Origin of the sequence: Luteimonas granuli (assembly GCF_007795095.1) — a bacterium.
Lineage (GTDB): Bacteria > Pseudomonadota > Gammaproteobacteria > Xanthomonadales > Xanthomonadaceae > Luteimonas > Luteimonas granuli.
The window spans coordinates 2,391,890-2,417,314 of record NZ_CP042218.1 but is presented as its reverse complement, the minus strand read 5'-3'; the positions used below and the strand labels follow the sequence as shown (position 1 = coordinate 2,417,314).

The window sequence follows — 25,425 nt, the reverse complement described above, 5'->3', positions numbered from 1 at the left end:
GTCGCAGAGCCAGCCGCTGGTCGACGGCGACATGCTGGCCGCGATCGACCTCGGCTCGAACAGCTACCACATGGTCGTGGCCCGCTACACCCTGGGCCAGCTGCGCGTCGTCGACCGCCTGCGCGAGACCGTGCGCATGGCCGAAGGCCTGGACGGGCGCGGCGGACTGCTGCCGGACGTCCGCCAGCGGGCGCTGGCCTGCCTGTCCCGCTTCGGCCAGCGCATCCGCGACATCCCGCCGCACCGCGTCCGCGCGGTGGCCACCAACACCGTGCGCCGGCTGCATGCGCCGCAGGCCTTCCTGATGCCGGCCGAAACGGCGCTCGGCCATGCCATCGAGGTGGTGTCGGGACGCGAGGAGGCGCGCCTGGTCTACCTCGGCGTGGCCCACGCGCAGCCGCCCAGGCCCGGCCATCGCCGCCTGGTGATCGACATCGGCGGCGGATCGACCGAATGCATCATCGGCCGCGGCTTCGAGACCCTCGAGCGCGAGAGCATGCAGCTCGGCGCGGTGGCGACCACCCTGCGTTTCTTCGGCAACGGCCGGCTGTCGCGAAAGCGATGGCGCGACGCGCTCATCGAAGCCTCGGTGGAGTTCCAGCAGTTCGCCGCCACCTACCGCAGCCTGGGCTGGCAGGAGGCCATCGGGGCCTCCGGCACCAACAAGGCGATCGGCGAGATCTGCGCGGCCATGAAGCTGACCAAGGGCGCGGTCACCGCCGAAGCGCTGCCGTTCGTGCGCGACGAACTGTTGCGCGCCGGCCACATCGACGACATCCGCCTGCCGGGGCTGTCCGACGAGCGCCGGCCGATCATCGCCGGCGGACTGCTGGTGCTGGAAGCCGCCTTCACCAGCCTGGAGCTGCAGCGGATGGTGGTCAGCAAGGCCGCGCTGCGGGAGGGAGTGCTGTACGACATGGTCGGTCGTGCCGGCGACCAGGACCCGCGCGAGGCTTCGGTGGACGCGCTGGTCCAGCGCTACGGCATCGATCGCGCCCAGGCCCTGCGCGTGGAGTCCAGCGCGTTGGCGCTGTTCGACCAGGTGGCGGCGGCCTGGCAGCTGACGCCGGACGACCGGATGATGCTGTCCTGGGCCGCGCGCCTGCACGAACTCGGACTGACCATCGCCCACAGCCAGTACCAGCTGCACGGCGCCTACGTCCTCGCCCACTCCGACATCGCCGGCTTCTCCCGCCAGGAACAGCAGTTCCTCGCTGCCCTGGTGCGCGCGCACCGGCGCAAGGTGCCGCGGAACGTGTTCGAGGCCCTGCCCGACCGCCTGCTGCCGGCGGCGCGGAGGCTGTCGGGCCTGCTGCGGCTCGCGGTGCTCCTGCATCGCGGCCACGACGACCCCGCCATCCCCGGCCTCGGGATCCGCGCCAGCGACGACACGCTGCTGCTGTCCCTGCCTGCCCGTTGGCTGGACGAACGCCCGCTGCTGCAGGCCGACCTCGCCGGCGAGCCGGCGGAAACCGCGGCGCTGGGGGTCAGGCTGCAGCTCGACCCCTGACCATCCGCCACCGTATCGAGCCGGTGGTATGCTCGGCGCAACCCAACCCGGAGCCATCCATGGGTCGTCGAATCCTCTTCCTCGCGCTTCCGCTCGCAGCCCTTCTAGCAGCCTGCTCCGGCGGCCCGGTGCGCAGGATCTCGCAGCCTGCGGCAAGCATCCAGCAGCTCACCGTGCAGGCCGACGGCAGCTGGTCGGTCGACCTGCGCCTGCAGAACTACAGCAGCATTCCGATGCGCTTCGACGCGGTGACCCTCGAGCTCACCGTCGGCGGACAGCCTGCGGGCACGCTGCAGCATCGCCCGGACCTGGAGATCGGACCCGAAACGGCCGACGTGATCGCGGTCGCGATGGAGCCGGCCGCGAACGCGCGGATGTTGCTTGCCGACGCGCTCGCCGCCGGCCGCCGCGTCGACTACGGGTTCGAGGGCAGCATCGAGGCGGCCCCGGCCGACAAGGGCGCGGCGCGCACCTGGAAGGTGAAGCGCAGCAGCGCCCTCAGCCCCGCTCCCGGCCTTCCCGGCGTGCTGCGCTGACGCGCGCCCGACGCCCCCATACAGGACCCGCCCGCACATGAGCCAGTACACCGCACCGCTCGACGACATCCGCTTCGTCCTCGACGACGTGCTCGACGCGCCGTCGCAGTTCGCACGCCTCGGGTTCGGCGACGCCAGCCCCGAGGTGGTCGACGCCGTGCTGGAGGAGGCCGCACGCTTCACTTCCGGCGTACTCGCGCCGCTGAACTCCGTGGGCGACCAGCAGGGCTGCCGCCACGACCCCACCACGGGCGACGTCTCCACGCCCACGGGGTTCAAGGCGGCCTATGCGCAGTACGTCGAGGCCGGATGGCCCGGCCTCACCGCGGCGCCCGAATACGGCGGGCAGGGCCTGCCGCACGCCGTCGGCACTGCGGTGAGCGAGATGATCAACGGCGCCAACCTCGCCTGGGGCAACTTCCCCCTGCTCTCGCACGGCGCGGTCGAGGCCCTGCGCCAGCACGGCGAGGACTGGCAGCGCGAAGTCTTCCTCCGGCCCCTGCTCGAGGGCCGCTGGACCGGGACCATGTGCCTGACCGAACCGCACTGCGGCACCGACCTCGGCCTGCTGCGCACGCGCGCAGAACCGCGCGGCGAGGGCGACTACGCGATCACCGGCACCAAGATCTTCATCACCGCCGGCGAGCACGACTTCACCGACAACATCATCCACCTGGTGCTGGCCAGGCTGCCCGACGCGCCGCCGGGCGCGAAGGGGATCTCGCTGTTCGTCGTGCCGAAGTTCAAGGTCGCACGCGACGGTACCGTGGGCGAGCGCAACGCGGTGCGCTGCGGCTCGATCGAGCACAAGATGGGCATCAAGGGATCGGCCACCTGCGTGATGAACTTCGACGGCGCCGAAGGCTGGCTGGTCGGCAAGGCGCACGGCGGACTGCGGGCGATGTTCACCATGATGAACTCCGCGCGTCTGGGCGTCGGCCTGCAGGGCATCGGCCTGTCCGAGCGTGCGTACCAGAACGCGCTGCGCTACGCGCGCGAGCGCCTGCAGTCGCGGTCGCTGACCGGCCCGAAGTTTCCGGAGAAACCGGCCGACCCGATCATCGTCCACCCCGACGTGCGGCGCATGCTGCTGTCGATCAAGGCGCTGACCGAGGGCAGCCGCATGCTGGCCCTGCACGCCGGCAGCCTGCTCGACGTCGTCGTGCATGCGCATGACCCTGACGAACGCGAGCGCGCCGAGACCCTGGTCAGCTTCCTGACGCCGATTTCCAAGGCCTGCCAGACCGAGTGGGGCATCGAGAACACGTACAACGCGCTGCAATGCTTCGGCGGCCACGGCTACATCGTCGAACACGGCATGGAGCAGCTGGCTCGCGACGCCCGCATCACCACGCTGTACGAGGGTACGACCGGCATCCAGGCGATGGACCTGATGGGGCGCAAGACCGCGACCTCCCAGGCGGCCGGCCTGAAGCTGTTCCTCGCCGAGGTGGAGGCGTTCTGCGCCGCGAACGAAAGCGATTCCCACATCGCCGCCGACGTCGCCACGCTGCGCGCGAAGTGCACGGAATGGTCGGAGCTGACGAGGGGCGTCCTCGGCAGCGCGGCCTCGAACCCTGACGAGCTCGGTGCGGCTGCGTTCGACTACCTCTTCTATTCCGGCTATGTGGTGCTCGCCTACTGGTGGCTCCGAGCCAGCGTGGCCGCACGCGCGTCCGGGCGGTCCGCCGCCTTCAGGGAGGCCAAGCGCGAGACCGCCCGCTTCTACTTCGCGAGGATCCTGCCGCGCACACTCGCCCACGCCGCGGCGATCCGCGCCGGCGCCACGCCGCTGATGGCGCTCGAGGCCGGGCACTTCGACGGCTGAGCCGACGGGCTACCCACGCTGTCGCCTGGAGCGTATAAACTGCTGTTCCCATGGAACCCGACAGAGCGCGGCTTCGCCTCGTCAGCGGCATGGAACCCCAGGCACGACCGGCACCCCGGCAGGTGGCCGGGACGGGGGTTCCGGCGCTGGGTCGAGTGCGCCTGCTGGCACTCGACGCCCATGGTCGCGCGCTCGACTGGATGAGCTGGCAGGAAGCCACCTGCCTCTACGTGCGCGACGCGGTGGCATGGACCCTCGGCGAACCCTGCCTGGCCGTTCGCGGCGGCACCAGCCGCGCTACCGGCGCGCGCAGCCTGGTCGAACTGCATCCGATCGTGGCCGCGCGCGGCCATGCGCGCTCGCGCGCCGTCGACCCCACGCCGGCGCTGACCAACAGCGCCCTGTTCGCGCGCGACCAGCACCTGTGCATGTACTGCGGAGAATCGTTTCCGCGCCAGCATCTGACCCGCGATCACGTGCATCCGGTGTCGCGCGGCGGAGTCGACACCTGGGAAAACGTGGTCGCCGCCTGCTTCGCCTGCAACTCGCGCAAGGGCGGCCGGACACCGGCACAGGCGTCCATGCCGCTGCTCGCGGTGCCCTACCGCCCGAGCTGGATCGAGCACCTGATCCTCTCCAACCGGAACATCCTGGCCGACCAGATGGCCTTCCTGTCCAGCCAGCTGCCGAAGCGGCGCCGGCACTGACGCCGGGGGCCGCCGACGGCGGAGCGCGTTGACGGCCGTGGCCCACTCCCTGACACTCGACGGGTTCACACCGTCGGGGAATACCGCAGATGTCGTTGACCCTCGGCCTGACCGGCATGGATCCCGCTACCGAAGCCGCCTTCAAGGCCACGTTCGCCGATGCCAACGCGCGTCTCGGCGGGCGCTGGTCGCTGGTGCCCGATGCCGATGCCGTCCATGTCGTGGTCGACATGGACAGCATGTACGGCCCGATGAGCTGGCTGCGGCTGCACGCGGCCGGGCGCCAGGTCATCGGCCTGACTTCCGCATCGCGCGCCCAGACCGACTACAGGCTGGGGCGCCCGTTCGATACCGGACAGTTGGTCGAGCTGCTGACCGGCATCGCGCGCGATGCCGGCGTCACACTGCAGGCGGACGACACGCCGCAGCAGGAAACCGCGACGGTCGAGGATGCCGGCATCGACGCGCCCGCCGAGCCCCTGCCCGAACCCGAGCCGGCGCCGCCCGCGGTCACCGAGCGCACGCTCGCCGCGTGGCTGGAACCCGGCGTGCTGCACGGCCAGGTCCGCTACGCCCGTGGCGGCGCTCCGACCCTGCTCATCGACACCGGCGCCGAGAGCTGGCACGGTCCGGCCACGCTGAAGTCGCTCGCGGCCTGTTTCGAAGGCGCCGTCGAGGCGTCCGACTTCGAGCCCCTGGACGCCACGGCCTGGGCCCGCGAGGCGGCGGAGGCCGGACCCGCACAGCCGCTCTCGCGCCTGCGCTGGTTCGGCGGCCTGCTGGCCGGGGGCGGCGAACTGCTGCCCGGCTTCGAACCCGATGACCGCTTCCAGCTCCACAAGTGGCCGCAGACCGAACGCGAATATCCGCGCCACTTCCGCATTGCCACCCAGATGATGAAGGGCCCGGCCACGGTCGGCGAAATCGCCGCCGCCAGCGGCGTACCGGAGGCCGACGTCGCCGACTTCATCAATGCCAACCTCGCCACCGGGTTCGCCGAACCCGTTCCCGAGACGCCGTCCACGCCGGAGGAACCCGCGAAGGCGCGGGGCCTGCTGGGGCGCCTGCGAAATCGCTGAACGGGGCGCGCTCCCGCCCGCCGGCGTGCTTACATGCGCCGCAGTACGCCGGGGCGGCCTACAATGCGCGCATGATCGACTCCACGCGCCATCCGCGCCTTGCGCGCATCGACAATCCGGCCCGCCTGCGCGAGTTCGACGAGGCGGAACTGCCCGCCATCGCCGACGAACTGCGCGCCTACCTGATCGAATCCGTGGGCCGCAGCGGCGGCCACTTCGGCGCCGGCCTCGGGGTGGTCGAACTGACCACCGCCCTGCACTACCTGTACGACACCCCGCGCGACCGCATCGTCTGGGACGTCGGCCACCAGGCCTATCCGCACAAGATCCTCACCGGCCGCCGCGACACCATCCACACGGTCAAGCAGAAGGACGGCGTGGCGCCATTCCCCAAGCGCGAGGAGAGCGAGTACGACACCTTCGGCGTCGGCCACTCCTCGACCAGCATCTCCGCCGCGCTGGGCATGGCCATCGCCAACGCCCGCGGCGGCAACGATCGCCAGGTGGTGGCGGTGATCGGCGACGGTGCCATGACCGCGGGCATGGCCTACGAGGCGCTCAACCACGCCGGCGGCATGGAGCCCGAGCCCAACCTGCTGGTGATCCTCAACGACAACCGGATGTCGATCAGCGAGAACGTCGGCGGACTCACCCGGATGCTCGGCCGCGCCACCGGCAGCCATACGCTCAATGCCCTGCGCGAAGGCGGCAAGAAGCTCCTGGGCGACAGGAACAAGCCCCCGGCGCGCTTCGTGCGCCGCTGGGAGGAGCATTGGAAGGGCATGCTGCTGCCGTCCACGCTGTTCGAGGAAATGGGCTTCCACTACACCGGCCCGATCGACGGCCACGACATGAAGGCCCTGGTCTCGGCGCTGAAACTGCTGCGCGGGATGAAGGGGCCGCAGCTGCTGCACCTCATCACCACCAAGGGCAAGGGTTACGAGCGCGCCGAGGGCGACCAGATCGGCTACCACGCCGTCTCGCCCTTCGACCCCGACCAGGGCGTGGTGGCAAAGCCGGGCGCGGCGAAGAAACCGACCTACACCGACATCTTCGGCGACTGGCTGTGCGACATGGCCGCGTCCGAGCCGAAGCTGATGGGCATCACCCCGGCCATGCGCGAGGGCTCCGGCCTGGTCCGTTTCAGCCAGGAGTATCCGGAGCGCTACTTCGACGTGGCCATCGCCGAGCAGCACGCGGTGACGCTGGCCGCCGGCATGGCCTGCGAGGGCGCGAAGCCGGTGGTGGCGATCTATTCCACTTTCCTCCAGCGCGGCTATGACCAGCTGGTGCATGACGTGGCGATCCAGAACCTGGACGTGCTCTTCGCGATCGACCGAGGCGGCGTGGTCGGCCCCGACGGCGCCACCCATGCCGGCAACCTCGACCTCAGCTACCTGCGCTGCGTACCGAACATGGTGGTCATGGCGCCAGCCGACGAGAACGAGTGCCGGCAGATGCTGTCCACCGGCTTCAGGTTCCAGGGTCCGGCCGCGGTGCGCTACCCGCGCGGCAGCGGACCCGGCGTCGCGATCGATCCGGGCCTGGAAACGCTGCCGATCGGCAAGGCTCAACTCCGGCGCGAAGGCGCGCGCATCGCGCTGCTGGCCTTCGGCGCCACCGTGCCGGCCGCCGCGGCCGTGGCCGAGGAACTCGGCCTGACCCTGGTCAACATGCGCTTCGTGAAGCCGCTCGACCGCGACCTGGTGCTGGAGCTGGCGCGCACGCACGAGGGCTTCGTGACCATCGAGGACAACGTGGTCATGGGCGGCGCCGGCTCGGGCGTGTCGGAACTGCTGGCCGCCGAGGGGGTGCTGCTGCCGGTGCTCCATCTGGGCCTGCCCGACGCCTTCCAGCACCACGCCAGCCGCGAGGACCTGCTGGCCGAGGCCGGCATCGACGCTGCGGGGATCCGCGCCTCGGTGCTGGCGCGCTGGCCGGCACTGGCGCAGCCGCTTGCGGCCGCCCCACGCAACGCCGCCGCCGGCTGAACCGGACATCCGGACCGCGGGGGAACGCATGCAGCAGCCCGGGGGAGGGGCGGACGGAATGGCCCCGACGGCACCGGGGAAGGGTGCATTCGCTTCAGCGCATACCCGCGACGCACTTCCCCGGGTCATCTGGCGCTACCGCACGGCCGGCATGGCCTTCGGCGCGCTGGCGATCGCCGCAGTGCTGGTCGAACAGGGTGCCGGCCCGCTGCGCTGGGCGTTCTGCCTGGCCACGGGATTCGCGTGGCCCCACATCGCCTGGTGGCTTGCCCGGCGCAGCGGCTCACCCTTCGAGGCCGAGCAGCGCAACCTGGTCTTCGATTCGGTGCTGGCCGCCGCGTGGGTCCCGTTGCTGCACTTCAACCTGTTGCCCAGCGTGCTGCTGCTGGCGCTGCCCGCCGCCGACAAGATCAACAGCGACGTGCCGGGGCTGCTCCGGCGCAGCGTGCTCCCGGCGCTGGCCGCACTGCTTGTCGCAGGCCTCGCCGCCGGCTTCGTCTTCGAACCCGCCAGCAGCATCCCGGTGATCCTGGCCAGCCTGCCGATGCTCCTGGTGCACACGATGATGGTCAGCCTCCAGCGCGTGCAGCTGCTGCGCAAGCTGATCCTGAAGAACGAGGCGCTCGGCCGGCTCGCGCAGACCGACGTGGTCACCGGACTCGCGCTGCGCGGACACTGGGAGCGGGAGGCGGCCCGGTTGCTGGAACGCGCCCGTGCGGACGCCGCTCCCGCCGTACTGGCCCTGGTGGACGTGGACGGGTTCAAACAGGTCAACGACGGCCACGGACACCTGGCCGGGGATGCCCTGCTGCGTGCAGCGGGCGCGCTGCTCCTGCGGACGCTGCGTCCGGGCGACGCCGCCGGCCGCTACGGTGGCGACGAATTCGCCGTGGTGTTTCCCGATACCACGATGGCCGAAGCTGCGCGGCTGGCCGAAGCCTACCGTGCCGCGGTCCAGGCCATCGAGCTGCAGCAGGCACCCGGCCTCTCCCTTTCGGTGAGCATCGGCCTGGCGGAAGCCCGCCCCGACCACGGTCGGATCGAGGACTGGATCCAGGCGGCCGATGACGCGCTGTACGAAGCCAAGCGGCGTGGCCGCAACCGCCTCGTGGTCGCTGCCGCTGCCGACGCGCCTCAGGGCGACTCGATCGCGTAGCCGCTCGCACGCGGCGCTTCGAGCGGCCCGTCGTCCGCCAGCAGGGCGGCGGAAAAGCACGAAGCCCGCATCGAGCGGGCTTCGAAAGAGTGGTCGGGGTAGCCGGATTCGAACCGACGACCACTTGTCCCCCAGACAAGTGCGCTACCAGGCTGCGCTATACCCCGGTCGGAGAATTATATCCCAGGCCGCATGCTACCGGCGCAGCAACTGCAGGACTTCCTCCAGTTCCATCCGCACCTGGCGGATGATCTGGGTGCTGAGCGCCGATTCCTGCTTCGCGTCCTCGCCCTCCAGGCGGAGGCGGGCGCCGCCGATGGTGTAACCCTGCTCGTACAGCAGGCCGCGGATCTGGCGGATCATCAGCACGTCGTGGCGCTGGTAGTAGCGGCGGTTGCCGCGGCGCTTGACCGGGCTGAGGCTGGGGAATTCCGTCTCCCAGTAGCGCAGCACGTGCGGCTTGACGTCGCACAGCTCGCTGACCTCGCCGATGGTGAAGTAGCGCTTGGCCGGGATCGGCGGCAGTTCGCGGTTGCTTCCGGGATCAAGCATGGCTTCCTCCCGCATACGCCTCGACGCGCTCCTTCAGCTTCTGGCCGGGACGGAAGGTGACCACGGTGCGCGCGGAGATCGGAATCTCCTCGCCCGTCTTGGGGTTGCGGCCCGGGCGCTCGTTCTTGCGCCGCAGGTCGAAGTTGCCGAAGCCGGAAAGCTTGACCTGGCGACCGCCCTGCAGGCCTTCGCGCAGCACGTCGAAGAAGGCGTCGACGAACTCCTTCGCTTCGCGCTTGTTCAGGCCGACCTCTTCGTAGAGCCGCTCCGCCATTTCCGCCTTCGTCAACGCCATGCCAGCCCCCTAGCTCCTGATCCCCGCGCCGTGCGTCGCCGCCATCGCAGCGGTGACCGAGGCCACCGCCGCATCCACGTCGCGATCGGTCAGCGTGCGCGAATCGTCTTGCAGAATCAAGCCCATGGCGACACTCTTGAATCCCGTTTCCACGCCCTTCCCGGCGTAGACGTCGAACAGGCGCAGGCTGCGCAGCGCGGGGCCCGCAGCCGCCACGGCCGTGGCCTCGAGATCGGCCCAGGCCACGCTCTCGGCGACGATGAAGGCGAGGTCGCGGCGCACCGACGGGAACTTCGACATGGGCCGTGCCCGCGGCAGTTCGCGCCGGCGCAGGGGCGCGAGGTCGACTTCGAACGCGATCACTGGATGGTCCAGGTCCAGCGCCTGCTGCAGGCGCGGATGCAGCTCGGCGATCGCACCGATCACCTCGCCATCCCTCAGCACCTCCGCCCCCCGCCCCGGATGGGCCCAGGACGGTGCCGCGGGCCGGTAGTCCAGGCGCGCGCCGGAAAGCTGCGCCAAGGCTTCGAGATCGCCCTTGAGGTCGTGGAAGTCGACCCGGCGCGCGGGCATGCCCCACTGCTCCGCGAAGGCATCGCCGCTGGCGACCGCGGCGATGCGCGGAGTCTCGAGCGGCGCGCGGCCGTCTCCGGCCGCGGCGAAGACCTTGCCGAGCTCGAACAGCCGCACGCGACCCTGCTGGCGCGCGGCGTTGCGCGCCAGCGCATCGACCAGGCCGGGCAGCAGCCGCGGGCGCATGACGCCCAGCTCGGCGCTCAGCGGGTTGGCCAGCGGCACCACCTTGTCGTCGGCCTGCCAGCGTTCCAGCAGGGCGGCATCCACGAAGGCGTAGTTGATGGCCTCGAGATAGCCGCGGCCGGCCAGCGCGCGGCGCAGGTGGTGTTCGGGCACCTCCCCTTCGGCGGGCGCGACCAGGCGAGTGGCACCGCCGGGCAGCGTGGTCGGCACGGCGTCGTAGCCGTGGATGCGGGCGACCTCCTCGATCAGGTCCTCCTCGATGGCGAGATCGAAGCGGCGCGTCGGCGCGGTGACCGTCCATCCGTCCGCCGCCGCCTCCACGCCCAGCCCCAGCGCGCGCAGGATGCGCTCGACTTCGGCCTCCGGGACGTCCACGCCCAGGACGCGGGCAAGCCGCGCACGGCGCAGGAGGATGGTCGCCGGCCGCGGCAGCGCGTCCGCCAGCGCGGATTCGACCACGGGACCGGGCGTGCCGCCGGCGAGGTCCAGGATCAGTCGCGTGGCGTACTCGATGGCCGTGCGCGGCAGCTCCGGGTCCACGCCGCGCTCGAAGCGATGGCCGGCATCGGTGTGCAGGCCCAGCCGGCGGCCACGGCCGATGATCGCGGCCGGAGCGAAGTGCGCGGCCTCCAGGAACACGCTGCGGGTCGTTCCGGTCACGCGGGTGTCGAGGCCGCCCATCAGGCCGGCCAGGCCCACCGGGCGGTCGGCATCGGTGATGACCAGGAAGTCGTCGTCGAGCGCCGCCTGGCGTCCGTCGAGGAGTTCCAGGGATTCACCGGCGCGCGCGCGACGCACGCCCACCGGCCCCTTGAGCAGATCGCGGTCGTAGGCGTGCATCGGCTGGCCGAGCTCGAGCATCACGTACTGGGTGACATCGACCAGCAGCGACACGGGGCGGATGCCGCTGCGGCGCAGGCGCTCGGCCATCCACGCCGGCGTGGCGCGGGTCGCATCGACGTCCTGGATCACGCGGCCGAGGTAGCGCGGCGCGGCGGCGCCGGCATCCAGGCGGACCTCCAGCGCGGCGTCGCCCGCGGCCGCCACCGGGGCGGCCTCCAGCACCGCCACCGTGGCGCCGCAGGCCGCGGCGACGTCGTGGGCGATGCCGCGCACGCTGAAGCAGTCGGCGCGATTCGGGGTGAGCTTCAGCTCGAAGGTGGCGTCCGGAAGGCCCAGGCAGCCGGCAAGCGGCGCACCCACCGGCGCGTCGGCGGGCAGTTCGAGCAGGCCGGAGGCGTCGGCGTCGATGCCGAGCTCCTTCGCCGAGCACAGCATGCCGTTGGACGCGACGCCGCGCAGCTTCGTCGCGTTGATCGTCAGTCCGCCGACCTTCGTGCCGATGGTCGCCAGCGGCGCGACGAGCCCGGGCCGCGCATTGGGCGCGCCGCACACGATCTGCAGCATGCCCACGGCCCCGGCATCGACCTGGCAGACCTGCAGGCGGTCCGCCTCCGGATGCTTCTCCGCCGACACGATGCGCGCCACCACCACGCCATCGAGCGCCTCGCCCAGCGGCGTGACCTCCTCGACCTCCAGGCCGATGGCGGTCAGCGTGGCCGCCAGCTGGTCGCGCGTGGCGTCGGTGGAAACATGCTGGCGCAGCCAGTTTTCGCTGAATTTCATGGAAATTCCTGGATTCTGGATTCGGGGCCCGGGTTGGCCCTCAGACGAACTGCCTGAGGAAGCGCAGGTCGTTGTCGAAGAAGCTGCGCAGGTCGTCCACGCCGTAGCGAAGCATCGCGAAACGCTCCACGCCCATGCCGAAGGCGAAGCCGGTGTAGCGCTCGGGATCGATGCCGACGTTGGCGAGCACCTTCGGATGCACCATGCCGCAGCCGAGCACCTCCAGCCAGCGGGTGCTGCCATCGGCCTGGGTCCAGGCGATGTCGACTTCGGCCGAGGGCTCGGTGAAGGGGAAGTAGCTGGGGCGGAAGCGCATCTCGAAGTCGCGCCCGAAGAAGGCGCGCACGAACTCCGCCAGCGTGCCCTTGAGGTCGGCGAAGCTGGCGCGCTCGTCGACCAGCAGGCCCTCGCACTGGTGGAACATCGGCGTGTGGGTCTGGTCGGAGTCGGAGCGGTAGACCTTGCCGAGCGCGATCATCCGCAGCGGCGGCTGGCCGCCGGAAGCGAGCAGCTCCTGCATGTAGCGCACCTGCACGCCCGAGGTGTGGGTGCGCAGCAGGCGGCGCGCGCCGCCCTCGCCCGGCGGGTCGACGTAGAAGGTGTCGTGCATGGCCCGCGCCGGGTGGTGCGGCGGGAAGTTGAGCGCCTCGAAGTTGTGCCAGTCGTCCTCGATCTCCGGACCGTCGGCGAGTTCGTAGCCCAGGCGGCCGAAGATGTCGGCGATGCGCTCGATGGTGCGGCTGACCGGGTGCACGCCGCCGGCGTCTCCGTTGCGGCCCGGCAGCGTGACGTCGACGGTCTCGGACGCCAGGCGGGCGTCGAGGGCGGCGGCGTCGAGTTCGGCCTTGCGCGCGGCCAGCGCGCCGCCGATCGCGTCGCGGGCGCGGTTGATCGCCTCCCCGGCGACCTTGCGCTGATCGGCCGGCAGCGCGCCCAGCGACTTGAGCTGCGCGGTGACGCTGCCGCTCTTGCCGAGGAGGGACACGCGCAGCGCCTCGACCGCGTCGGGCGTCGCCGCGGCGGCGATGTCGGCGAGCGCCTGCTCGCGGATGTGTTCGATCTGGGTCATCAGGGCATCGTCCGGGGCCAAAACGAAACATGGGGAAGGACTTGCGCCCTTCCCCACGTGGGAGCCGCTATCGCGGCGATGTCGTCCTGCTTGGGTAATCGCCGCTATAGCGGCTCCTACAGCCAGGCGGGGACGACGCCGGGCGGACTCAGGCTGCGAGCGCGCCCTTCGCCTTTTCGGCCAGCGCGGCAAAACCCGCCGCGTCGTGCACGGCGATGTCCGCCAGCACCTTGCGGTCGAGGGTGATGCCGGCCTTCATCAGGCCGTTCATGAAGCGGCTGTAGCTCAGGCCGTTGATGCGGGCCGCGGCGTTGATGCGGGTGATCCACAGCGAGCGGAAGTTGCGCTTCTTCTGCTTGCGGCCGATGTAGGCGTACTGCAGGGCCTTGGTGACGGCCTGCTTGGCGACGCGGAAAACCTTCCGGCGCGCGTTGTAGTAGCCCTTGGCCTGCTTGAGGACCTTCTTGTGACGACGGCGCGCCTGAACGCCACGCTTGACTCGTGCCATGGTTCAGTCCTCCTCAGAGATACGGCAGCATGCGGTCGAGACGACCGGAGTCGCACGCCGGGATGTGGTTCGTCTGGCGGAGGTTGCGCTTACGCTTCGTCGCCTTCTTGGTCAGGATGTGGCTGCGGTTGGCGTGGCCAGCCTTGTACTTGCCGGAAGCGGTCTTCCGGAAGCGCTTGGCCGCGCCCCGATGCGTCTTGATCTTGGGCATTGCTGTGTCCTTGTCGGTACGTCTTCTACTGGCCCGGGCGGTGGCTGCGCCACACTTTCCGTCCTGCCCTTGCCGGTCTGATGGCCCGGGCTCCTGGGGAGCCGGGGCGGGTCCAACCGGCCCGCGCAATGGGAACGCGGACCGAGCCGCGCATTATGCACGGAGCAGGGGGCGGGCGGCAAATCCGTGGCCAGGCCGCCCCCTGCCGCCCTTCGGGCACCTTCCCGCCGCGGGAAGGGGGCGTTGCGTCAGGCGCCGGAGGCGCGCGACCTCACTTCTTCCTGGGTGCGATCATCATGACCATCTGGCGGCCTTCCAGTCGCGGCCGGGACTCGATCACGATGTCCTCGCCGAGGTCGGCCTCGATGCGCGCGGCCATGCCGCGGCCGAGCTCCTGGTGGCTCATCTCGCGGCCGCGGAAGCGGATATTGACCTTGATCTTGTCCCCGTCCTCGAGGAACTCGCGCATCTTGCGCAGCTTGATCTGGTAGTCGCCCTCGTCGGTCACCGGACGGAACTTGACTTCCTTGATCTCGACCTGCTTGGACTTCTTCTTGGCCTCGTTCGCGCGCTTCTGCGCCTCGAAGCGGAACTTGCCGAAGTCCATGATCTTGCAGACCGGCGGATCGGCGTTTGGCTGGATCTCGACGAGATCCAGTCCTTCCTCCTGGGCCATGGCGAGGGCTTCGTCGCGCGAAAGCACGCCGACCATTTCGCCGTCCGAGCCGATCACGCGCACGCGCGGCACGCGGATTTCGAGGTTCCTGCGGTTCTGCTTGTCCGGGGTACTGATATTGCGATCTCCGTGGGTGGCACTTCCTGGCGGGTCCCGTTCCCCGGGACCCACGGCGCCTGCCGCATGGCAGGCACCGGGCTACATGATACTCAGGGACCCCGTTCCGAGTGCATCCGCGCCGTGAAATCGGCCAGCGGCATCGAACCCAGATCCTCTCCCCCACGCGTGCGGACGGCGACCGTAGCCTGTTCCTTCTCGCGGTCCCCCACCACGAGCAGGTACGGCACGCGCTGCAGCGTGTGCTCGCGGATCTTATAGCCGATCTTCTCGTTCCGCAAATCGGTTTCGACCCTGAACCCTTGATCCACAAGGGTTTTTCCTACAGCGGCGACCCAGTCCGCCTGGGCGTCGGTGATGTTCATCACCACCGCCTGGACCGGGGCCAGCCAGGCCGGGAAGGCGCCGGCGTGGTGCTCGATCAGGATGCCGATGAAGCGCTCCATGGAACCCACGATCGCGCGGTGCAACATCACCGGTGTGCGCTTCTGGCTGTGCTCGTCGACGTATTCAGCGCCCAGTCGGCCCGGCATCATGAAGTCGACCTGCATCGTGCCCAGCTGCCAGGTGCGGCCGATGGCGTCCCGCAGGTGGTACTCGATCTTCGGACCGTAGAAGGCACCTTCGCCGGGCAGCTCCTGCCATTCCACGCCGGCTGCGGACAGCGCACTGCGCAACGCCGCCTCGGCCTTGTCCCAGGTGGCGTCGTCGCCCAGGCGCGACTCCGGGCGCAGCGCCAGCTTGACCTGCACCTCGCCGAAGCCGAAGTCGGCGTAGACCTTCATCGCCTGGGCGTGGAAGGCGGTGACCTCGGACTCGATCTGGCCCTCGGTGCAGAACACGTGGCCGTCGTCCTGGGTGAAGCCGCGCACGCGCAGGATGCCGTGCAGCGCGCCGGAGGGCTCGTTGCGGTGGCAGCTGCCGAACTCGCCGTAACGGATCGGCAGGTCCCGGTAGCTGTGCAGGCCCTGGTTGAACACCTGCACGTGGCCCGGGCAGTTCATGGGCTTCACCGCGTAGGTCCGCTTCTCGGACTCGGTGAAGAACATGTTCTCCTTGTAGTTGTCCCAGTGCCCGGACTTCTGCCACAGGCTCACGTCGAGGATCTGGGGGCAGCGCACCTCGCCGTAGCCGCTGCCGCGGTAGACGCCGCGCATGTACTGCTCCACCACCTGCCACAGCGCCCAGCCCTTGGGGTGCCAGAACACCAGGCCCGGCGCTTCTTCCTGCAGGTGGAACAGCTCCTGCTGCCGGCCGATGCGGCGGTGGTCGCGCTTCTCGGCCTCCTCGATGCGCTGGACGTAGGCCTTGAGCTGCTTCGAGTCCGCCCACGCCGTGCCGTAGATGCGCTGCAGCTGTTCGTTCTTCGCGTCGCCGCGCCAGTAGGCGCCGGAGGTGCGCAGCAGCTTGAAGGCCTTCAGGAAGCGGGTGTTGGGCACGTGCGGGCCGCGGCACATGTCCACGTATTCCTGATGGTGGTACAGGCCCATGGCCGTGACCTCCGGCCCCATGTCCTCGATCAGGCGCAGCTTGTAGTCCTCGCCGCGGGCCCTGAAGGTCTCGATGACCTCGTCGCGCGGGGTCATGCGCTTGATGACGTCGTACTCGGTGTCGATCAGCTCGCGCATGCGGGCCTCGATCGCGGCCATGTCGTCGGGCGTGAACGGCTGCTCGCGCCAGATGTCGTAGTAGAAACCGTCCTCGATCACCGGGCCGATCACCATCTTGGCGTCGGGGTAGAGCTGCTTGACTGCGTGGCCGACGAGGTGGGCGCAGGAATGGCGGATGATCTCCACGCCCTCCGCGTCCTTCGGGGTCAGGATCTGCAGGCTGGCGTCATGGTCGATGAGGTCGGAGGCATCGACCTGGCGGCCATCGACCTTGCCGGCCACGGTGGCCTTGGCCAGGCCGGGGCCGATGGATTCGGCGACCTGCATGACGGTGACGGGGGCTTCGAATTCGCGGCGGCTGCCGTCGGGGAGCGTGATCGTGATCATGGCGATGGGTGTCTGGATCGTGCGGGGCGGCGGCCCGGCTGGGCATGAAAAAAGGCGCCGCGCGGGCGCCTTCCGGATCGGCCGCGGGCGGGTCTCAGCAATGGGTGAAGGTAGTGTCCATGTCGCACGCTCGGCCGGCGCGTTGGCGCGGGCCACCTGGTCCGGGAAGGATGCCCGGATTCTAGCCCAAACCGCTGCCCGGACGGGGCGGCCGGCGTGGCCGGCGCGGGCCGGGGTCAGCCGTCCCGCCCCACCGTTCCGGGAGGCAGTCCGGAGCCGGGCGGCGGCGCATGATCGCGCCCGGTCGCCGCACCCACCGCGTTGTAGGGCGAGAACTGGCCCAGGACGCCGTTGAAGAACATCGCCGCCATCGGTGGCGCACTGACCACCAGCATGGTCAGGATCAGGCCCAGCCCTCCCTGCTGCATCGCCATCGAGGAGAGGCTCTCCTGCGGGGCTCCGGTCAACCAGTCGGCCACCCAGAAGGCCATGCCGACCGCGATCACCATGTCCATGGCCAGGGTCACCATCACCGTCAGCACCGCGAGCGAGAACAGTGTGCCCAGGCCGTAGTGCAGCCACCGGCTGAACAGCGGGCGCGTGGCCCGGAACAGCAGGCAGAGGATGAAGAGCGGCCCCAGGCCCACGATCAGTGCGACCGCGATCCTGTTCAGCAGCAGCATGCCCGCGGCGATGATGGCCGGTCCACCGAGGCCGGCGCCGGCGAACCACATCGCACGCGCCTTGCGCTGTTCGGTGAGCAGGTCGCCGTCGCCGTCGATCGAATCGATCACTTCCAGCGCCACCTGCATCAGCGCCAGCGCGCGGTCGATGTCGCGGTACGGACCGCCGTCGTCGCGGCCGGTCACGACTCCGGTCACTGCCTCGCCGAGACCGTCGGTCAGGACGCGGTAGGTCGAGCCGGAACCCGCGGCGGCGCCGGTGGCGATGCCGATCACCAGCACGGCCTTCAGCGCGTCGCCCACCAGGGCCATCATCGGCTCGCGCGAGAGCCCCGTGGCGATGCGCCAGCCCTGCACGAGGATCCACAGGGTGAGCAGGCTCAGCGCGGCGCTGCCCGCGACAGTCACCACTCGCCCGAGCAGGTTCCCTGCGAACTCGGTGATCTCGTCGTCCAGGAAGCTGTTGATCTCATGGAAGAACACCATGTCGGGCAGGGACTGGGCCCGGACCCGGTCCAGGATCGCCACCCCCAGGCCAGCCGCAGCTTCGATCGCCACGACCCCGCGCCTACCGTTCGCGCTCGCGTGCGGCCCCGAGCGCGACCTTCAGCGCCACGCCCCGGGCGATCGCCGCGCCGGGCGACCCGTCCAGGGCCTCGTTGGCCAGACGTACGTGGTTTTCGCGCAGCGCGCGCAGGGTGGCGTCGTACGCGGCCATCAGTCGTTCGCCGCTCTGCACGTCGTTCTGGAGCTGGCCCTGGATGGACAGGATGCGATTGGTGTTGGAGGCCAGTCTGCCCTCTTCCTCCGGCCGGATGCCGGCGCGCTCGGCATAGGCCGCGCGCAGCTCCCCGTCGCGCGCGTCGACGCTCTCGAGCATCGCCACCAGCGCATTGAAGCGGCGGTTCCCCGTGCGCACGATCGAGGCGCAGCTCGCGCGCAGCTCCGCGGCCCCGGGATTCCTGGCCGGCCCGGTGCCGCAGCGTTCGGCCAGGCCGGCGTCTTCGTCGCGCCTCTGGAAGCGTTCGCGATGCCCGCTGGCGCCGGAATAGGCTTCGCCGGTCACCAGCGCCTGCTCGTACTGCCTGTCCAGAGTGTCGAGCTGCTCCACCTGTCGCTGGTAGGTCTCGGCCATCTGCTGGTACTGGGCAACCCAGCCCAGGGCGGTCTTCATCGTGTGCGGCAGATCCACCACCGCCCATTGCGCGGACGCCGGGCCCGCCGCAACGCCCCCGCACAGCGCCAGTGCCAGTCCCGCCATCCGCCCTCGGCGCGTCCATGCGCCTCCGATGTTCCTGTGGTCCATGGTCCTCTCCCTGGATCGAATGCCTGTCGCGCAGTCCTTCCCTCAATCGCCGCCCCGGGCGGTCGCTGGTCCGTCGCCCTCCGCGGGGGCGTTCGTGCCGGCCGCGCCCCTGGCCGACCGCCGCCCCTTCCGGCGGGCCTGGAACCGCTCGAGCCAGTCCTCCGGACGGAGCGCGTCCGGGGCCACGCCCAGGACAGCCGCGCGCTCGGCCATCACCTGGTGCATGACCCCGATGTTGTCGGTCGACGCGGAAATCACCGCCAGCATGTCGTCCAGCCCCTCCAGGTCCAGCCGGCAGACGGCCGAGGCATGGCCCTGTTTGACCAGGAAGCAGCGCGATCGCTCGTCGAGTGACACCACCACGCGGTACTCGGCCTCGGTCAGCCGGAGGCCGTCGACGTAGTCCCCGCGGCTGGCGTTCGGATTCGGCAGCAGCACGAGGGTCGCGGTCTGCTCCACCAGCGCCGCGGCGATGTCGCTCGCCAACGCATCTTCCGGGCTCTGGGTCGCGAAGATGCCGAGTCCGTTCTGCTTGCGGATGGTCTTCTGCTTGTTGCGCGCGAAGTCCTTGAGCGCGCCGCCACCCTCGAGGATCTTCCAGAACTCGTCCATCACGTACACGAGGCGCCGGCCGTCGATGATGCCCTCGAGCCGGTGCAGCAGGTAGCGCACCACCGGCACCCGGACTTCGGCGTTGTCGAGGAGGTCGGTGTAGTCGAAGCCGATGATGTTCGCCCGCGACAGGTCGACGGCATCCTCCGGATTGTCGAAGACCCATCCGAGGCTGTTGCCGGCGGTCCACTTGCGCAGGCGGGCATGGAGTCCGTCGTCGCCCAGGTTGGGCAGGCTGTTGCGAAGGTTCGCCATGCTGCGCAGGTGCATCGGCGTGTCGAGGATGCCCTCCACCGCACGGAAAACGTCTTCGTCCTCGCGCGCGGTGCAGACCTCCTTGCCGGCGAGGAGCTTCACCAGTTCGGCGAGGAACTGGACATTGGCCGGTGTGCGCTCGCACTGCAGTGGATTGAACCCGGTGGGTCGACCATTTTCCAGCGCCAGATAGTTTCCGCCGCAGGCACGCACGAAGATCTCGGCGCCACGGTCCTTGTCGAAGAAGAACACGGTGGGTGCCGGATCCAGCTTCTGCGACTGGCTGATCAGGAAATTGACCAGGGCGGTCTTGCCGGTGCCGGACTTGCCGATCACCAGCGTGTTGCCGAGCGCCTTCTCCCCCGAAGAATCCTCGGCCGGGTGTGTGGCATGGAAGTTGAAGTGGTAGGGCTGGCCATTGCCCGCCTGCAGCGTGGTCACGCATTCGCCCCAGGGATTGCGCCTGCGCTTGCCCGCGGCGAAGTTGTGCAGCGGCGACAGGCCGAGGAAGTTCAGCGAGCTGAGGTTCGCCAGCCGGGTGCGATACCGCCAGTTGCCGGGCAGCTGCGCGTAGAACGCAGAAGCCACCGCCAGGTCCTCCTTCGCCGACACGAAGCCCGCGTTGGACAGCTCGGCGCGCGCCTCGGCGACGTATCGCGCGAGCGCCTCCTGTCCCGGCGCATGGACCGCCAGCGAGAAGTGGTACTCGCCGAGGACGAAGTTGCCCGAGGCGAGCTGGTCCATGGCCTCGTCGAGTTCGGCGATCTGGCTGACGGCCCGGTCGCCCGACGAAACCATCATGCCCTTGGTGCGGTCGAGCGCGCGCAGTGCGTCCTGCCGTCCGATCGGACTGAAGGACTGGGTCAGCACGTATTCGAAGCCAAGGTATTTCAGACCATTGAGGATCCCCGGCCAGGTGTTGTCGGTGTACTCCTTGATGCTGAGGATGGCGCCGTAGTGGTGTTCGCCGGACGGCGTCTCGATCACGAAATCACCGGTCCGGGCGGAGAACGTGTGGCGGCTGACCGGGAGATAGCCGGCGATGGGGGCCGCCAGCACGGGCACCGGCTCGTCGATGCGGTTGAGGATCCGGGCATAGAGCTCGAGCGGTTCCGAGAACGCGACGCCGTTGTCGCGTTCGTACATGCCGAGCCTCCGGGGCGAGTAGTCGCCGAGCACCGCTTCGACGCTGCCCGCCAGCTCGTGGAGCCGCCCGATGGCCTGCCGTTCGGCGACCGCCAGCCGCGCGAGGTCGACGGGCCTCTCGCCGAGGCGCCGACCCGTCGCCGCCGGTCGATGGATCATGGTCAGGTAGAGCTCGTTCTGGAGACACTCCTTCCCCGCCAGCGATGCGAAGTAGGCGTCCGACAGTGACTGGTTGAAGCTGCCGGCGAAGCGTCGCCCGCCGCCGCGGATGTGTCTCCGTTCCCGGATGTCGTGGGTCCAGAAGGCGACGTTGGTGAAATCCGGCGCCCGCAGGGTCTGCAGCATGCGGTTGAAGGTCGCGTGCCGATGCTCGAGATCCCACTCCTCGCGACCGACGAAGGGAAGGCCGCCCAGGCTCCAGACGACCAGGTAATCGCCGCCGGTGGTTTTCACCACGTCGCTGGCGACATGACTGGACAGAGGCACGAAACCCGCCACCGTCGCATCCGCCATCGCAGCCATCGCGGGCATCATCGGGCACCTCGCGCGCCACGTCCGGCCAGCGGGGCGAACGACCAGTCGCCGTCGCGCAGGACGCGGTTGCGCACGCGGACGCGGACCTGCCAGCGCAGGCCGAGCAGCCGGAAGACCATCTCGTCGCGCCGTGCCATCTGGCGCATGGCCAGGACGACCGGCGGCATCATCGCCAGCAGCAGCAGATTGACGTAGACGGCCAGCAGCAGGCAGGCGCCGGCGCCGATGAAGAACGGCATGTACGGCACGCCGAGGAACATGGCCGGCCGCGTGCAGCCGCGGAAGAGCGCGTCCTTATGCATGGGACACCGTCGAGAGTGCGCCAAGCATGGCCGTGCATTCGCCCGCTTCCGGACCGAGCAGCATGCGGGCGATCTGCGCGGCGGCGCCGATCAACAGACCGCCGACCAGGATCGGCGCGACGTCGGAGATGCGCTTGTGGGCGAACGCGATCTGATAGCCGGCGAAGATGATCGCGATCGTCACCACGGCGATCGACGCCATGTTGAGCAGGCCGTTGACGTTGTCGAAGAAGCCGCAGACCTTGGCATCGGCTCCGCCGAAGGCCTGGGCCAGCAGTGCGGGCGGGGTGATGGCGAGCGGCGCGGCGGCCACCCCCGCGGCACGGCGGGGGAGGCATCGTGGCGGGGCCTGCTTGGTGTGGCGGTGTCCATGGGTGTGCGTCCTTGCGTCGGGTGGATCGGTTCGCGGCGTCCTGCCGCGGGCTAGAAGACCAGGGCCGGGTCGCCGTCGGCGCCGGCGGAGGGAGACGGCGGTGCCCGCGGTCCCGAGACCCGGGGGATGAAGGGCGCGTCGGGGTCGCTGCCGCCGGTACGCGTCGCCGGCGGGGGCCCCGCCTCCGCGCCGGCGTCCATCGACCGGCGCACCTTCTGCACATAGCCATCCCGGAAGCCGCGGGTGAAGTCGCCTGAGTAGTAGCAGCTGAGCGCCCGGTCGAGATCGCCGCCCGCACGCACCAGGCAGTCGGCGAGGATGCGTGCGCCCGCCGCGACGTTGGGGCAGACGGCGAAAGCGTCCTCGTAGGTCGAGAGCCCCTGGGCGGCGAGGTTGTGGCGGTTCACCTGGGCCAGCCCCAGCGAGAAGTTGTAGCCCTCGCGCTCGAGCTTCGCCGCCGTGGCCACGGCCTCGTCCAGGCTCCGCGGCTGCCTCGACAGGCGGGCACCGGTGATGCCGATCGCGTACGGATTGAGCGACGACTCCACCCGCACCACGTGCTCCATCACTTCGATGGGCACGGCCAGGTCCTGGCAGGCCATCAGTTCCAGCCCGGGGATCATGGCGCCGTCTCCCGACGGGCCGCTTCGACGAGGCTGCCGCCGAAGTCGACGCCGCTGACATGCCGGTGTCCGCCCCCGGCACCGAGGTGGACGACCACGTCGATGGTCGTTGCCAGCAGGCGGCGGATGGTCGCGAACTCCAGCCCCGAGCCCTCGACGGACGCCTTCGCCATCAGCGCCAGCTGGTCCCAGGCCTGCGAGGTGCTGCCGGCGTGACAGCTCGTGATCGACCCGGGATGGCCGGATGCGCAGTTGCGGATGAAGTAGAAGGCCTCGTCGCCGCGCAGCTCGGCCAGGATGATCCGGTCGGGCTTCATCCGCAGGCAGGCTTCCATGCACGATTTCGCGCTCACTTTCGCGGTGCCCTGGCCACCCTTGGAGTACAGCAGATGGACGACATTGGGCTGGCTGATGAACAGCTCGCGCGCGTCCTCGATCGTCACCAGCCGCTCGCCCGCGGGTACGTGTTCGACCAGTGCCTTCATGAACGTGGTCTTGCCGCTCCCGGTCGCCCCGGCGACCACGATGTTCTTGCGCAGCAGGACCGCCCGGCGGAAGAACTCCGCGTGGCGCCCGGCGGCATGCAGGGCCAGCAGCTCGCGGTCCGCGGCGCCGCCACCGTCGGCATCGACGCCCGCAGGTCGGATGGAGGAGAAAAAGCCCTGCTCCTCGTAGTCGTCCAGCCGGCGTACCCCGCGCGAGGGCAGCCGGATCGTGATCGAGACGGTGCCCGCCTCGCATGCGGGAGGAATCACGAATTGCGCCCTCTGCCCCGTCGGGAACGTCAGCGAGACCACGGGCTCGGCGTCGGTGATCCGCTGTCCCGTGTCGCTCCCGTTGACCACGGCATTGCAGAAGCGGCGCGCGCGCTCCAGGCTCAGTCCCGGGACCTCTTCCCTGCGCCATCCTTCGCGCGTCTCGAGCCAGATCTCGCCGGGGCGGTTGATGCAGATCTCGGTGACATCAGGCGATGCCATGTGCCCGAGGATTCCCAGCGCTTCGTACTGGTAGTCGAGAAAGCCCTGGCCGACCGGGACCGGACCGCCATGGACCGCCGCGGGACCGCCGGCGGCCATCACAGCTGCATCACCACGGCGGAGAAGTCGACGTCGCGCGAGACGTAGACGTTGAGCAGGCTGCCCTGGTGGATGGTGACCGTCGGCGCGCGGCGCGTCGCCAACGCCTGGCCGGCCAGCCGCTCCAGCGTCCGTGCGGTCGCACTTTCGTAGGGGGAATGGACGACCACGCCGCCCTCGCCGACCACCGTGCCCTGTGGCCCGGCTTCCGCAGCCGCGTATTTGAAGGCGTCGCCGATCAGGCTGACCAGCAGGGCGGAGCCGATGCGTGACCCCCAGTGGGCGCTGTAGCGCCCCGGGTGGCCGGCACCACCCAGCCCGTCGACGCCGGGACTGTCCATGCCGATATCGATGCCCGTCGGCGTCGTGATCCGGTCCCAGACCACGGCCACCCGTGGGCCCCGCGGTTCGCCGTCGTAGCGGCCCAACAGCCTGGAGCCCGCCGGCAGAAGCAGCCGGCGGCCGTTGATCGAGTACACCGGCTCGGTGACGATGCACGACGTGTATCCGGGCACATCGGTGACGATCCGCGTTTCCAGCACGCAGCGGATATAGGTGCCACGGACCAGCAGGGTTTCCGGCCGCATCACGGGCCGGGCGGCTGTCGCAGCCTGTGCGGGCGCGGACGATGGAGGCGCTTCGGCGCCGGGCAGGCCGGCCAGCATCGCCTGCATGTAGGCATCGCGGGGCTGCGCGGACTCGCCGCCACTGCTGCGCCGCTCCACCAGGCCGGGTCCGGGCGCGGCCATCGGCAGCGGGCGCTCCGGGGCTGCGCGCGGCATCGGCGGCGCGGGCAGGCTCACCACCGGTATCGGCTCCACCACCGCTGGAGCCGACGGCCCACGCACGGGCGGAGCAGCGACCCTGGGCGCCTCGGGAATCACGACAGCCTCCTCGCGACCCGCGGCCGCGGCCTCGTCGTCCTTGCCCATCGTGCGCACCAGTACCGCGAGCGCGGCCAGCAGGAGCAGAACGATCCCCACCAGGAAGCCCAGGGCCTTTCGGTCCAGCCGCTGCGCGTCCTCGGCGCGCAGCGAGGGTGCGCCGGCGTCGAGGTCCGGTGGCGACTGACGGGCCGCGTAGTGGCCGCGGCCAGTGCCTGCCATGCCTTCGTCGTGCCCGGGCATGTTCATGGCGCGTTCCTCCTCAGACCGAGCACGTCCCGGCCGTGGCGCAGGACCAGGTACGGATAGGTGCCGTGCACCACCAGCACCCCCTCCTCGACCGTGGTGTTGACGACGAACTCCTCGCCGTCGCGACGCCTGCGCGCGAACACCGACGGGAACGTCCCGGTCGGCAGCGCGGCGTGGGTACCCATGCGCAGGTAGGTGAAGCGGCCGTCGTCATACACGTTCATCGGCACGAGCCAGGGCGGCGCGCGCCGCGCCGCGATGTCATAGCCGAAGTGGTAGCTGCGCCCCCTCTGCAAGGTCACGCGCTGACCGCGGTCCAGCGGCTCGTCCACCGGGCGCGTGAAGGCGGCATCGCCCGGATAGCGGAACGCGATCCTGTACTGCACGCCCGCGCGCCCGGCCTGCTCCAGGGTGGTCCAGTCGCTGGCCACCACCCGCAGTTCGAAGATGTAGGAATGCGTGCGGGTGCGCACCAGCAGGTTCGTGTCGACGTCCGCGGCGCGCGGCCGCAGGTAGAAGACGTTGTCGCGACGGATCAGGTCCCAGCCGCTGCTGAATCCGGCGCTGAAGTCGAGGACCTCCTCCGCTGGATCGAGTTCGAGCTGGGTGGTGATGCCGAGCGCGGTGCGCACCGGATAGATGCCGTCCTCGACGTAGTCGTAGACATCGATCCGGCTGGCCGCGGGCGCAGGCGCGGCAGCGGCCGGGCCCGCTGCCAGGACCATGGCCAGGATGATCACCGCCATCCGTACCGTCCTGCTCATG

General features: G+C 70.2%; 24 protein-coding genes and 1 tRNA gene. 7 read left to right on the top strand and 18 right to left on the bottom strand.

Annotation, left to right across the window (positions count from 1 at the left end):
* Positions 1-31: 31 nt before the first annotated feature.
* The 7 genes from FPZ22_RS11200 (at position 32) to FPZ22_RS11170 (ending at position 8,807) form a co-directional block, all read left to right on the top strand.
* Positions 32-1,510 (top strand): Ppx/GppA phosphatase family protein, encoded by a 1,479-nt coding sequence (locus FPZ22_RS11200; RefSeq protein ID WP_246121080.1) that lies wholly within the window; start codon positions 32-34, stop codon positions 1,508-1,510.
* Positions 1,511-1,569: 59 nt separating this feature from the next.
* Positions 1,570-2,046, top strand: coding sequence for an LEA/WHy family protein (locus FPZ22_RS11195; RefSeq protein WP_144893014.1), 477 nt, complete (start codon positions 1,570-1,572; stop codon positions 2,044-2,046).
* A gap of 37 nt (positions 2,047-2,083) precedes the next feature.
* The gene (locus tag FPZ22_RS11190) at positions 2,084-3,874 is read left to right on the top strand and encodes an acyl-CoA dehydrogenase C-terminal domain-containing protein (RefSeq protein WP_144893012.1); all 1,791 of its coding nucleotides are present in this window, start codon (positions 2,084-2,086) and stop codon (positions 3,872-3,874) included.
* Positions 3,875-3,963: 89 nt separating this feature from the next.
* Positions 3,964-4,581 carry an HNH endonuclease gene (locus tag FPZ22_RS11185; RefSeq protein WP_425463046.1) on the top strand — a complete coding sequence of 206 codons (618 nt, stop codon included), beginning with the start codon at positions 3,964-3,966 and terminating at the stop codon, positions 4,579-4,581.
* An 89-nt stretch (positions 4,582-4,670) separates the two neighbouring features.
* On the top strand, positions 4,671-5,660 hold the full coding sequence (locus FPZ22_RS11180) for a TrmB family transcriptional regulator (protein ID WP_144893008.1): 990 nt from the start codon (positions 4,671-4,673) through the stop codon (positions 5,658-5,660).
* A gap of 71 nt (positions 5,661-5,731) precedes the next feature.
* On the top strand, positions 5,732-7,651 hold the full coding sequence (gene dxs, locus FPZ22_RS11175) for a 1-deoxy-D-xylulose-5-phosphate synthase (protein WP_144893006.1): 1,920 nt from the start codon (positions 5,732-5,734) through the stop codon (positions 7,649-7,651).
* Between the two features lie 58 nt (positions 7,652-7,709).
* Positions 7,710-8,807: a sensor domain-containing diguanylate cyclase gene (locus tag FPZ22_RS11170; RefSeq protein ID WP_168198992.1), complete on the top strand. Its 1,098-nt coding sequence runs from the start codon at positions 7,710-7,712 to the stop codon at positions 8,805-8,807.
* 90 nt (positions 8,808-8,897) lie between these two features.
* On the opposite strand, the gene FPZ22_RS11165 is transcribed toward FPZ22_RS11170, so the two are convergent.
* The 18 genes from FPZ22_RS11165 to FPZ22_RS11080 form a co-directional block, all read right to left on the bottom strand.
* A tRNA-Pro gene (locus FPZ22_RS11165) sits at positions 8,898-8,974 on the bottom strand.
* A 28-nt stretch (positions 8,975-9,002) separates the two neighbouring features.
* Positions 9,003-9,359: a MerR family transcriptional regulator gene (locus FPZ22_RS11160; RefSeq protein ID WP_144893002.1), complete on the bottom strand. Its 357-nt coding sequence runs from the start codon at positions 9,357-9,359 to the stop codon at positions 9,003-9,005.
* Entirely contained in the window at positions 9,352-9,654 is a 303-nt protein-coding gene (locus FPZ22_RS11155; protein WP_144893000.1) for an integration host factor subunit alpha, read from the bottom strand. The genes FPZ22_RS11160 and FPZ22_RS11155 overlap by 8 nt, the downstream gene beginning before the upstream one ends.
* 9 nt (positions 9,655-9,663) lie before the next feature.
* Positions 9,664-12,039 carry a phenylalanine--tRNA ligase subunit beta gene (pheT, locus tag FPZ22_RS11150; RefSeq protein WP_144892998.1) on the bottom strand — a complete coding sequence of 792 codons (2,376 nt, stop codon included), beginning with the start codon at positions 12,037-12,039 and terminating at the stop codon, positions 9,664-9,666.
* Between the two features lie 40 nt (positions 12,040-12,079).
* Positions 12,080-13,108, bottom strand: a complete 1,029-nt coding sequence (gene pheS, locus FPZ22_RS11145; protein WP_144892996.1) for a phenylalanine--tRNA ligase subunit alpha — start codon at positions 13,106-13,108, stop codon at positions 12,080-12,082.
* A gap of 148 nt (positions 13,109-13,256) precedes the next feature.
* On the bottom strand, positions 13,257-13,616 hold the full coding sequence (rplT, locus tag FPZ22_RS11140) for a 50S ribosomal protein L20 (protein WP_132985197.1): 360 nt from the start codon (positions 13,614-13,616) through the stop codon (positions 13,257-13,259).
* A gap of 13 nt (positions 13,617-13,629) precedes the next feature.
* Positions 13,630-13,827 (bottom strand): 50S ribosomal protein L35, encoded by a 198-nt coding sequence (gene rpmI, locus FPZ22_RS11135; protein WP_055249161.1) that lies wholly within the window; start codon positions 13,825-13,827, stop codon positions 13,630-13,632.
* A gap of 271 nt (positions 13,828-14,098) precedes the next feature.
* On the bottom strand, positions 14,099-14,620 hold the full coding sequence (gene infC / locus FPZ22_RS11130) for a translation initiation factor IF-3 (RefSeq protein ID WP_210412750.1): 522 nt from the start codon (positions 14,618-14,620) through the stop codon (positions 14,099-14,101).
* Between the two features lie 92 nt (positions 14,621-14,712).
* The gene (gene thrS, locus FPZ22_RS11125; protein WP_144892993.1) at positions 14,713-16,617 is read right to left on the bottom strand and encodes a threonine--tRNA ligase; all 1,905 of its coding nucleotides are present in this window, start codon (positions 16,615-16,617) and stop codon (positions 14,713-14,715) included.
* 236 nt (positions 16,618-16,853) lie between these two features.
* Entirely contained in the window at positions 16,854-17,858 is a 1,005-nt protein-coding gene (locus tag FPZ22_RS11120) for a TrbL/VirB6 family protein (RefSeq protein ID WP_144892991.1), read from the bottom strand.
* Between the two features lie 10 nt (positions 17,859-17,868).
* Positions 17,869-18,606 (bottom strand): hypothetical protein, encoded by a 738-nt coding sequence (locus FPZ22_RS11115; protein WP_144892989.1) that lies wholly within the window; start codon positions 18,604-18,606, stop codon positions 17,869-17,871.
* Positions 18,607-18,648: 42 nt separating this feature from the next.
* A complete protein-coding gene (locus FPZ22_RS11110) occupies positions 18,649-21,132 on the bottom strand; it encodes a VirB4 family type IV secretion/conjugal transfer ATPase (protein ID WP_144894146.1) in 2,484 nt (827 codons plus the stop codon).
* Positions 21,133-21,149: 17 nt separating this feature from the next.
* Positions 21,150-21,455: a VirB3 family type IV secretion system protein gene (locus tag FPZ22_RS11105; RefSeq protein WP_144892987.1), complete on the bottom strand. Its 306-nt coding sequence runs from the start codon at positions 21,453-21,455 to the stop codon at positions 21,150-21,152.
* Positions 21,448-21,768 (bottom strand): TrbC/VirB2 family protein, encoded by a 321-nt coding sequence (locus tag FPZ22_RS11100; RefSeq protein ID WP_144892985.1) that lies wholly within the window; start codon positions 21,766-21,768, stop codon positions 21,448-21,450. The genes FPZ22_RS11105 and FPZ22_RS11100 overlap by 8 nt, the downstream gene beginning before the upstream one ends.
* A 110-nt stretch (positions 21,769-21,878) precedes the next feature.
* Positions 21,879-22,451 (bottom strand): lytic transglycosylase domain-containing protein, encoded by a 573-nt coding sequence (locus FPZ22_RS11095; protein ID WP_144892983.1) that lies wholly within the window; start codon positions 22,449-22,451, stop codon positions 21,879-21,881.
* Complete coding sequence (gene virB11, locus FPZ22_RS11090) at positions 22,448-23,527, bottom strand: P-type DNA transfer ATPase VirB11 (protein ID WP_144892981.1); 1,080 nt, start codon at positions 23,525-23,527, stop codon at positions 22,448-22,450. The genes FPZ22_RS11095 and virB11 overlap by 4 nt, the downstream gene beginning before the upstream one ends.
* A complete protein-coding gene (locus tag FPZ22_RS11085; protein ID WP_144892979.1) occupies positions 23,527-24,660 on the bottom strand; it encodes a TrbI/VirB10 family protein in 1,134 nt (377 codons plus the stop codon). The genes virB11 and FPZ22_RS11085 overlap by 1 nt, the downstream gene beginning before the upstream one ends.
* Positions 24,657-25,424, bottom strand: coding sequence for a TrbG/VirB9 family P-type conjugative transfer protein (locus tag FPZ22_RS11080; protein WP_144892977.1), 768 nt, complete (start codon positions 25,422-25,424; stop codon positions 24,657-24,659). The genes FPZ22_RS11085 and FPZ22_RS11080 overlap by 4 nt, the downstream gene beginning before the upstream one ends.
* Position 25,425 lies beyond the last annotated feature (1 nt).

Coding starts and splice junctions, on each gene's coding strand:
- rplT (WP_132985197.1), bottom strand. CDS start 13,616: ATGGCACGAGTCAAGCGTGGCGTTCAGGCGCGCCGTCGTCACAAGAAG.
- FPZ22_RS11080 (WP_144892977.1), bottom strand. CDS start 25,424: ATGAGCAGGACGGTACGGATGGCGGTGATCATCCTGGCCATGGTCCTG.
- FPZ22_RS11115 (WP_144892989.1), bottom strand. CDS start 18,606: ATGGACCACAGGAACATCGGAGGCGCATGGACGCGCCGAGGGCGGATG.
- FPZ22_RS11105 (WP_144892987.1), bottom strand. CDS start 21,455: ATGCATAAGGACGCGCTCTTCCGCGGCTGCACGCGGCCGGCCATGTTC.
- FPZ22_RS11200 (WP_246121080.1), top strand. CDS start 32: ATGCTGGCCGCGATCGACCTCGGCTCGAACAGCTACCACATGGTCGTG.
- FPZ22_RS11170 (WP_168198992.1), top strand. CDS start 7,710: ATGGCCCCGACGGCACCGGGGAAGGGTGCATTCGCTTCAGCGCATACC.
- FPZ22_RS11155 (WP_144893000.1), bottom strand. CDS start 9,654: ATGGCGTTGACGAAGGCGGAAATGGCGGAGCGGCTCTACGAAGAGGTC.
- FPZ22_RS11160 (WP_144893002.1), bottom strand. CDS start 9,359: ATGCTTGATCCCGGAAGCAACCGCGAACTGCCGCCGATCCCGGCCAAG.
- FPZ22_RS11195 (WP_144893014.1), top strand. CDS start 1,570: ATGGGTCGTCGAATCCTCTTCCTCGCGCTTCCGCTCGCAGCCCTTCTA.
- pheT (WP_144892998.1), bottom strand. CDS start 12,039: ATGAAATTCAGCGAAAACTGGCTGCGCCAGCATGTTTCCACCGACGCC.
- FPZ22_RS11110 (WP_144894146.1), bottom strand. CDS start 21,132: ATGGCGGATGCGACGGTGGCGGGTTTCGTGCCTCTGTCCAGTCATGTC.
- rpmI (WP_055249161.1), bottom strand. CDS start 13,827: ATGCCCAAGATCAAGACGCATCGGGGCGCGGCCAAGCGCTTCCGGAAG.
- FPZ22_RS11185 (WP_425463046.1), top strand. CDS start 3,964: ATGGAACCCCAGGCACGACCGGCACCCCGGCAGGTGGCCGGGACGGGG.
- FPZ22_RS11095 (WP_144892983.1), bottom strand. CDS start 22,451: ATGATCCCCGGGCTGGAACTGATGGCCTGCCAGGACCTGGCCGTGCCC.
- thrS (WP_144892993.1), bottom strand. CDS start 16,617: ATGATCACGATCACGCTCCCCGACGGCAGCCGCCGCGAATTCGAAGCC.
- FPZ22_RS11085 (WP_144892979.1), bottom strand. CDS start 24,660: ATGAACATGCCCGGGCACGACGAAGGCATGGCAGGCACTGGCCGCGGC.
- virB11 (WP_144892981.1), bottom strand. CDS start 23,527: ATGGCCGCCGGCGGTCCCGCGGCGGTCCATGGCGGTCCGGTCCCGGTC.
- pheS (WP_144892996.1), bottom strand. CDS start 13,108: ATGACCCAGATCGAACACATCCGCGAGCAGGCGCTCGCCGACATCGCC.
- FPZ22_RS11190 (WP_144893012.1), top strand. CDS start 2,084: ATGAGCCAGTACACCGCACCGCTCGACGACATCCGCTTCGTCCTCGAC.
- dxs (WP_144893006.1), top strand. CDS start 5,732: ATGATCGACTCCACGCGCCATCCGCGCCTTGCGCGCATCGACAATCCG.
- FPZ22_RS11180 (WP_144893008.1), top strand. CDS start 4,671: ATGTCGTTGACCCTCGGCCTGACCGGCATGGATCCCGCTACCGAAGCC.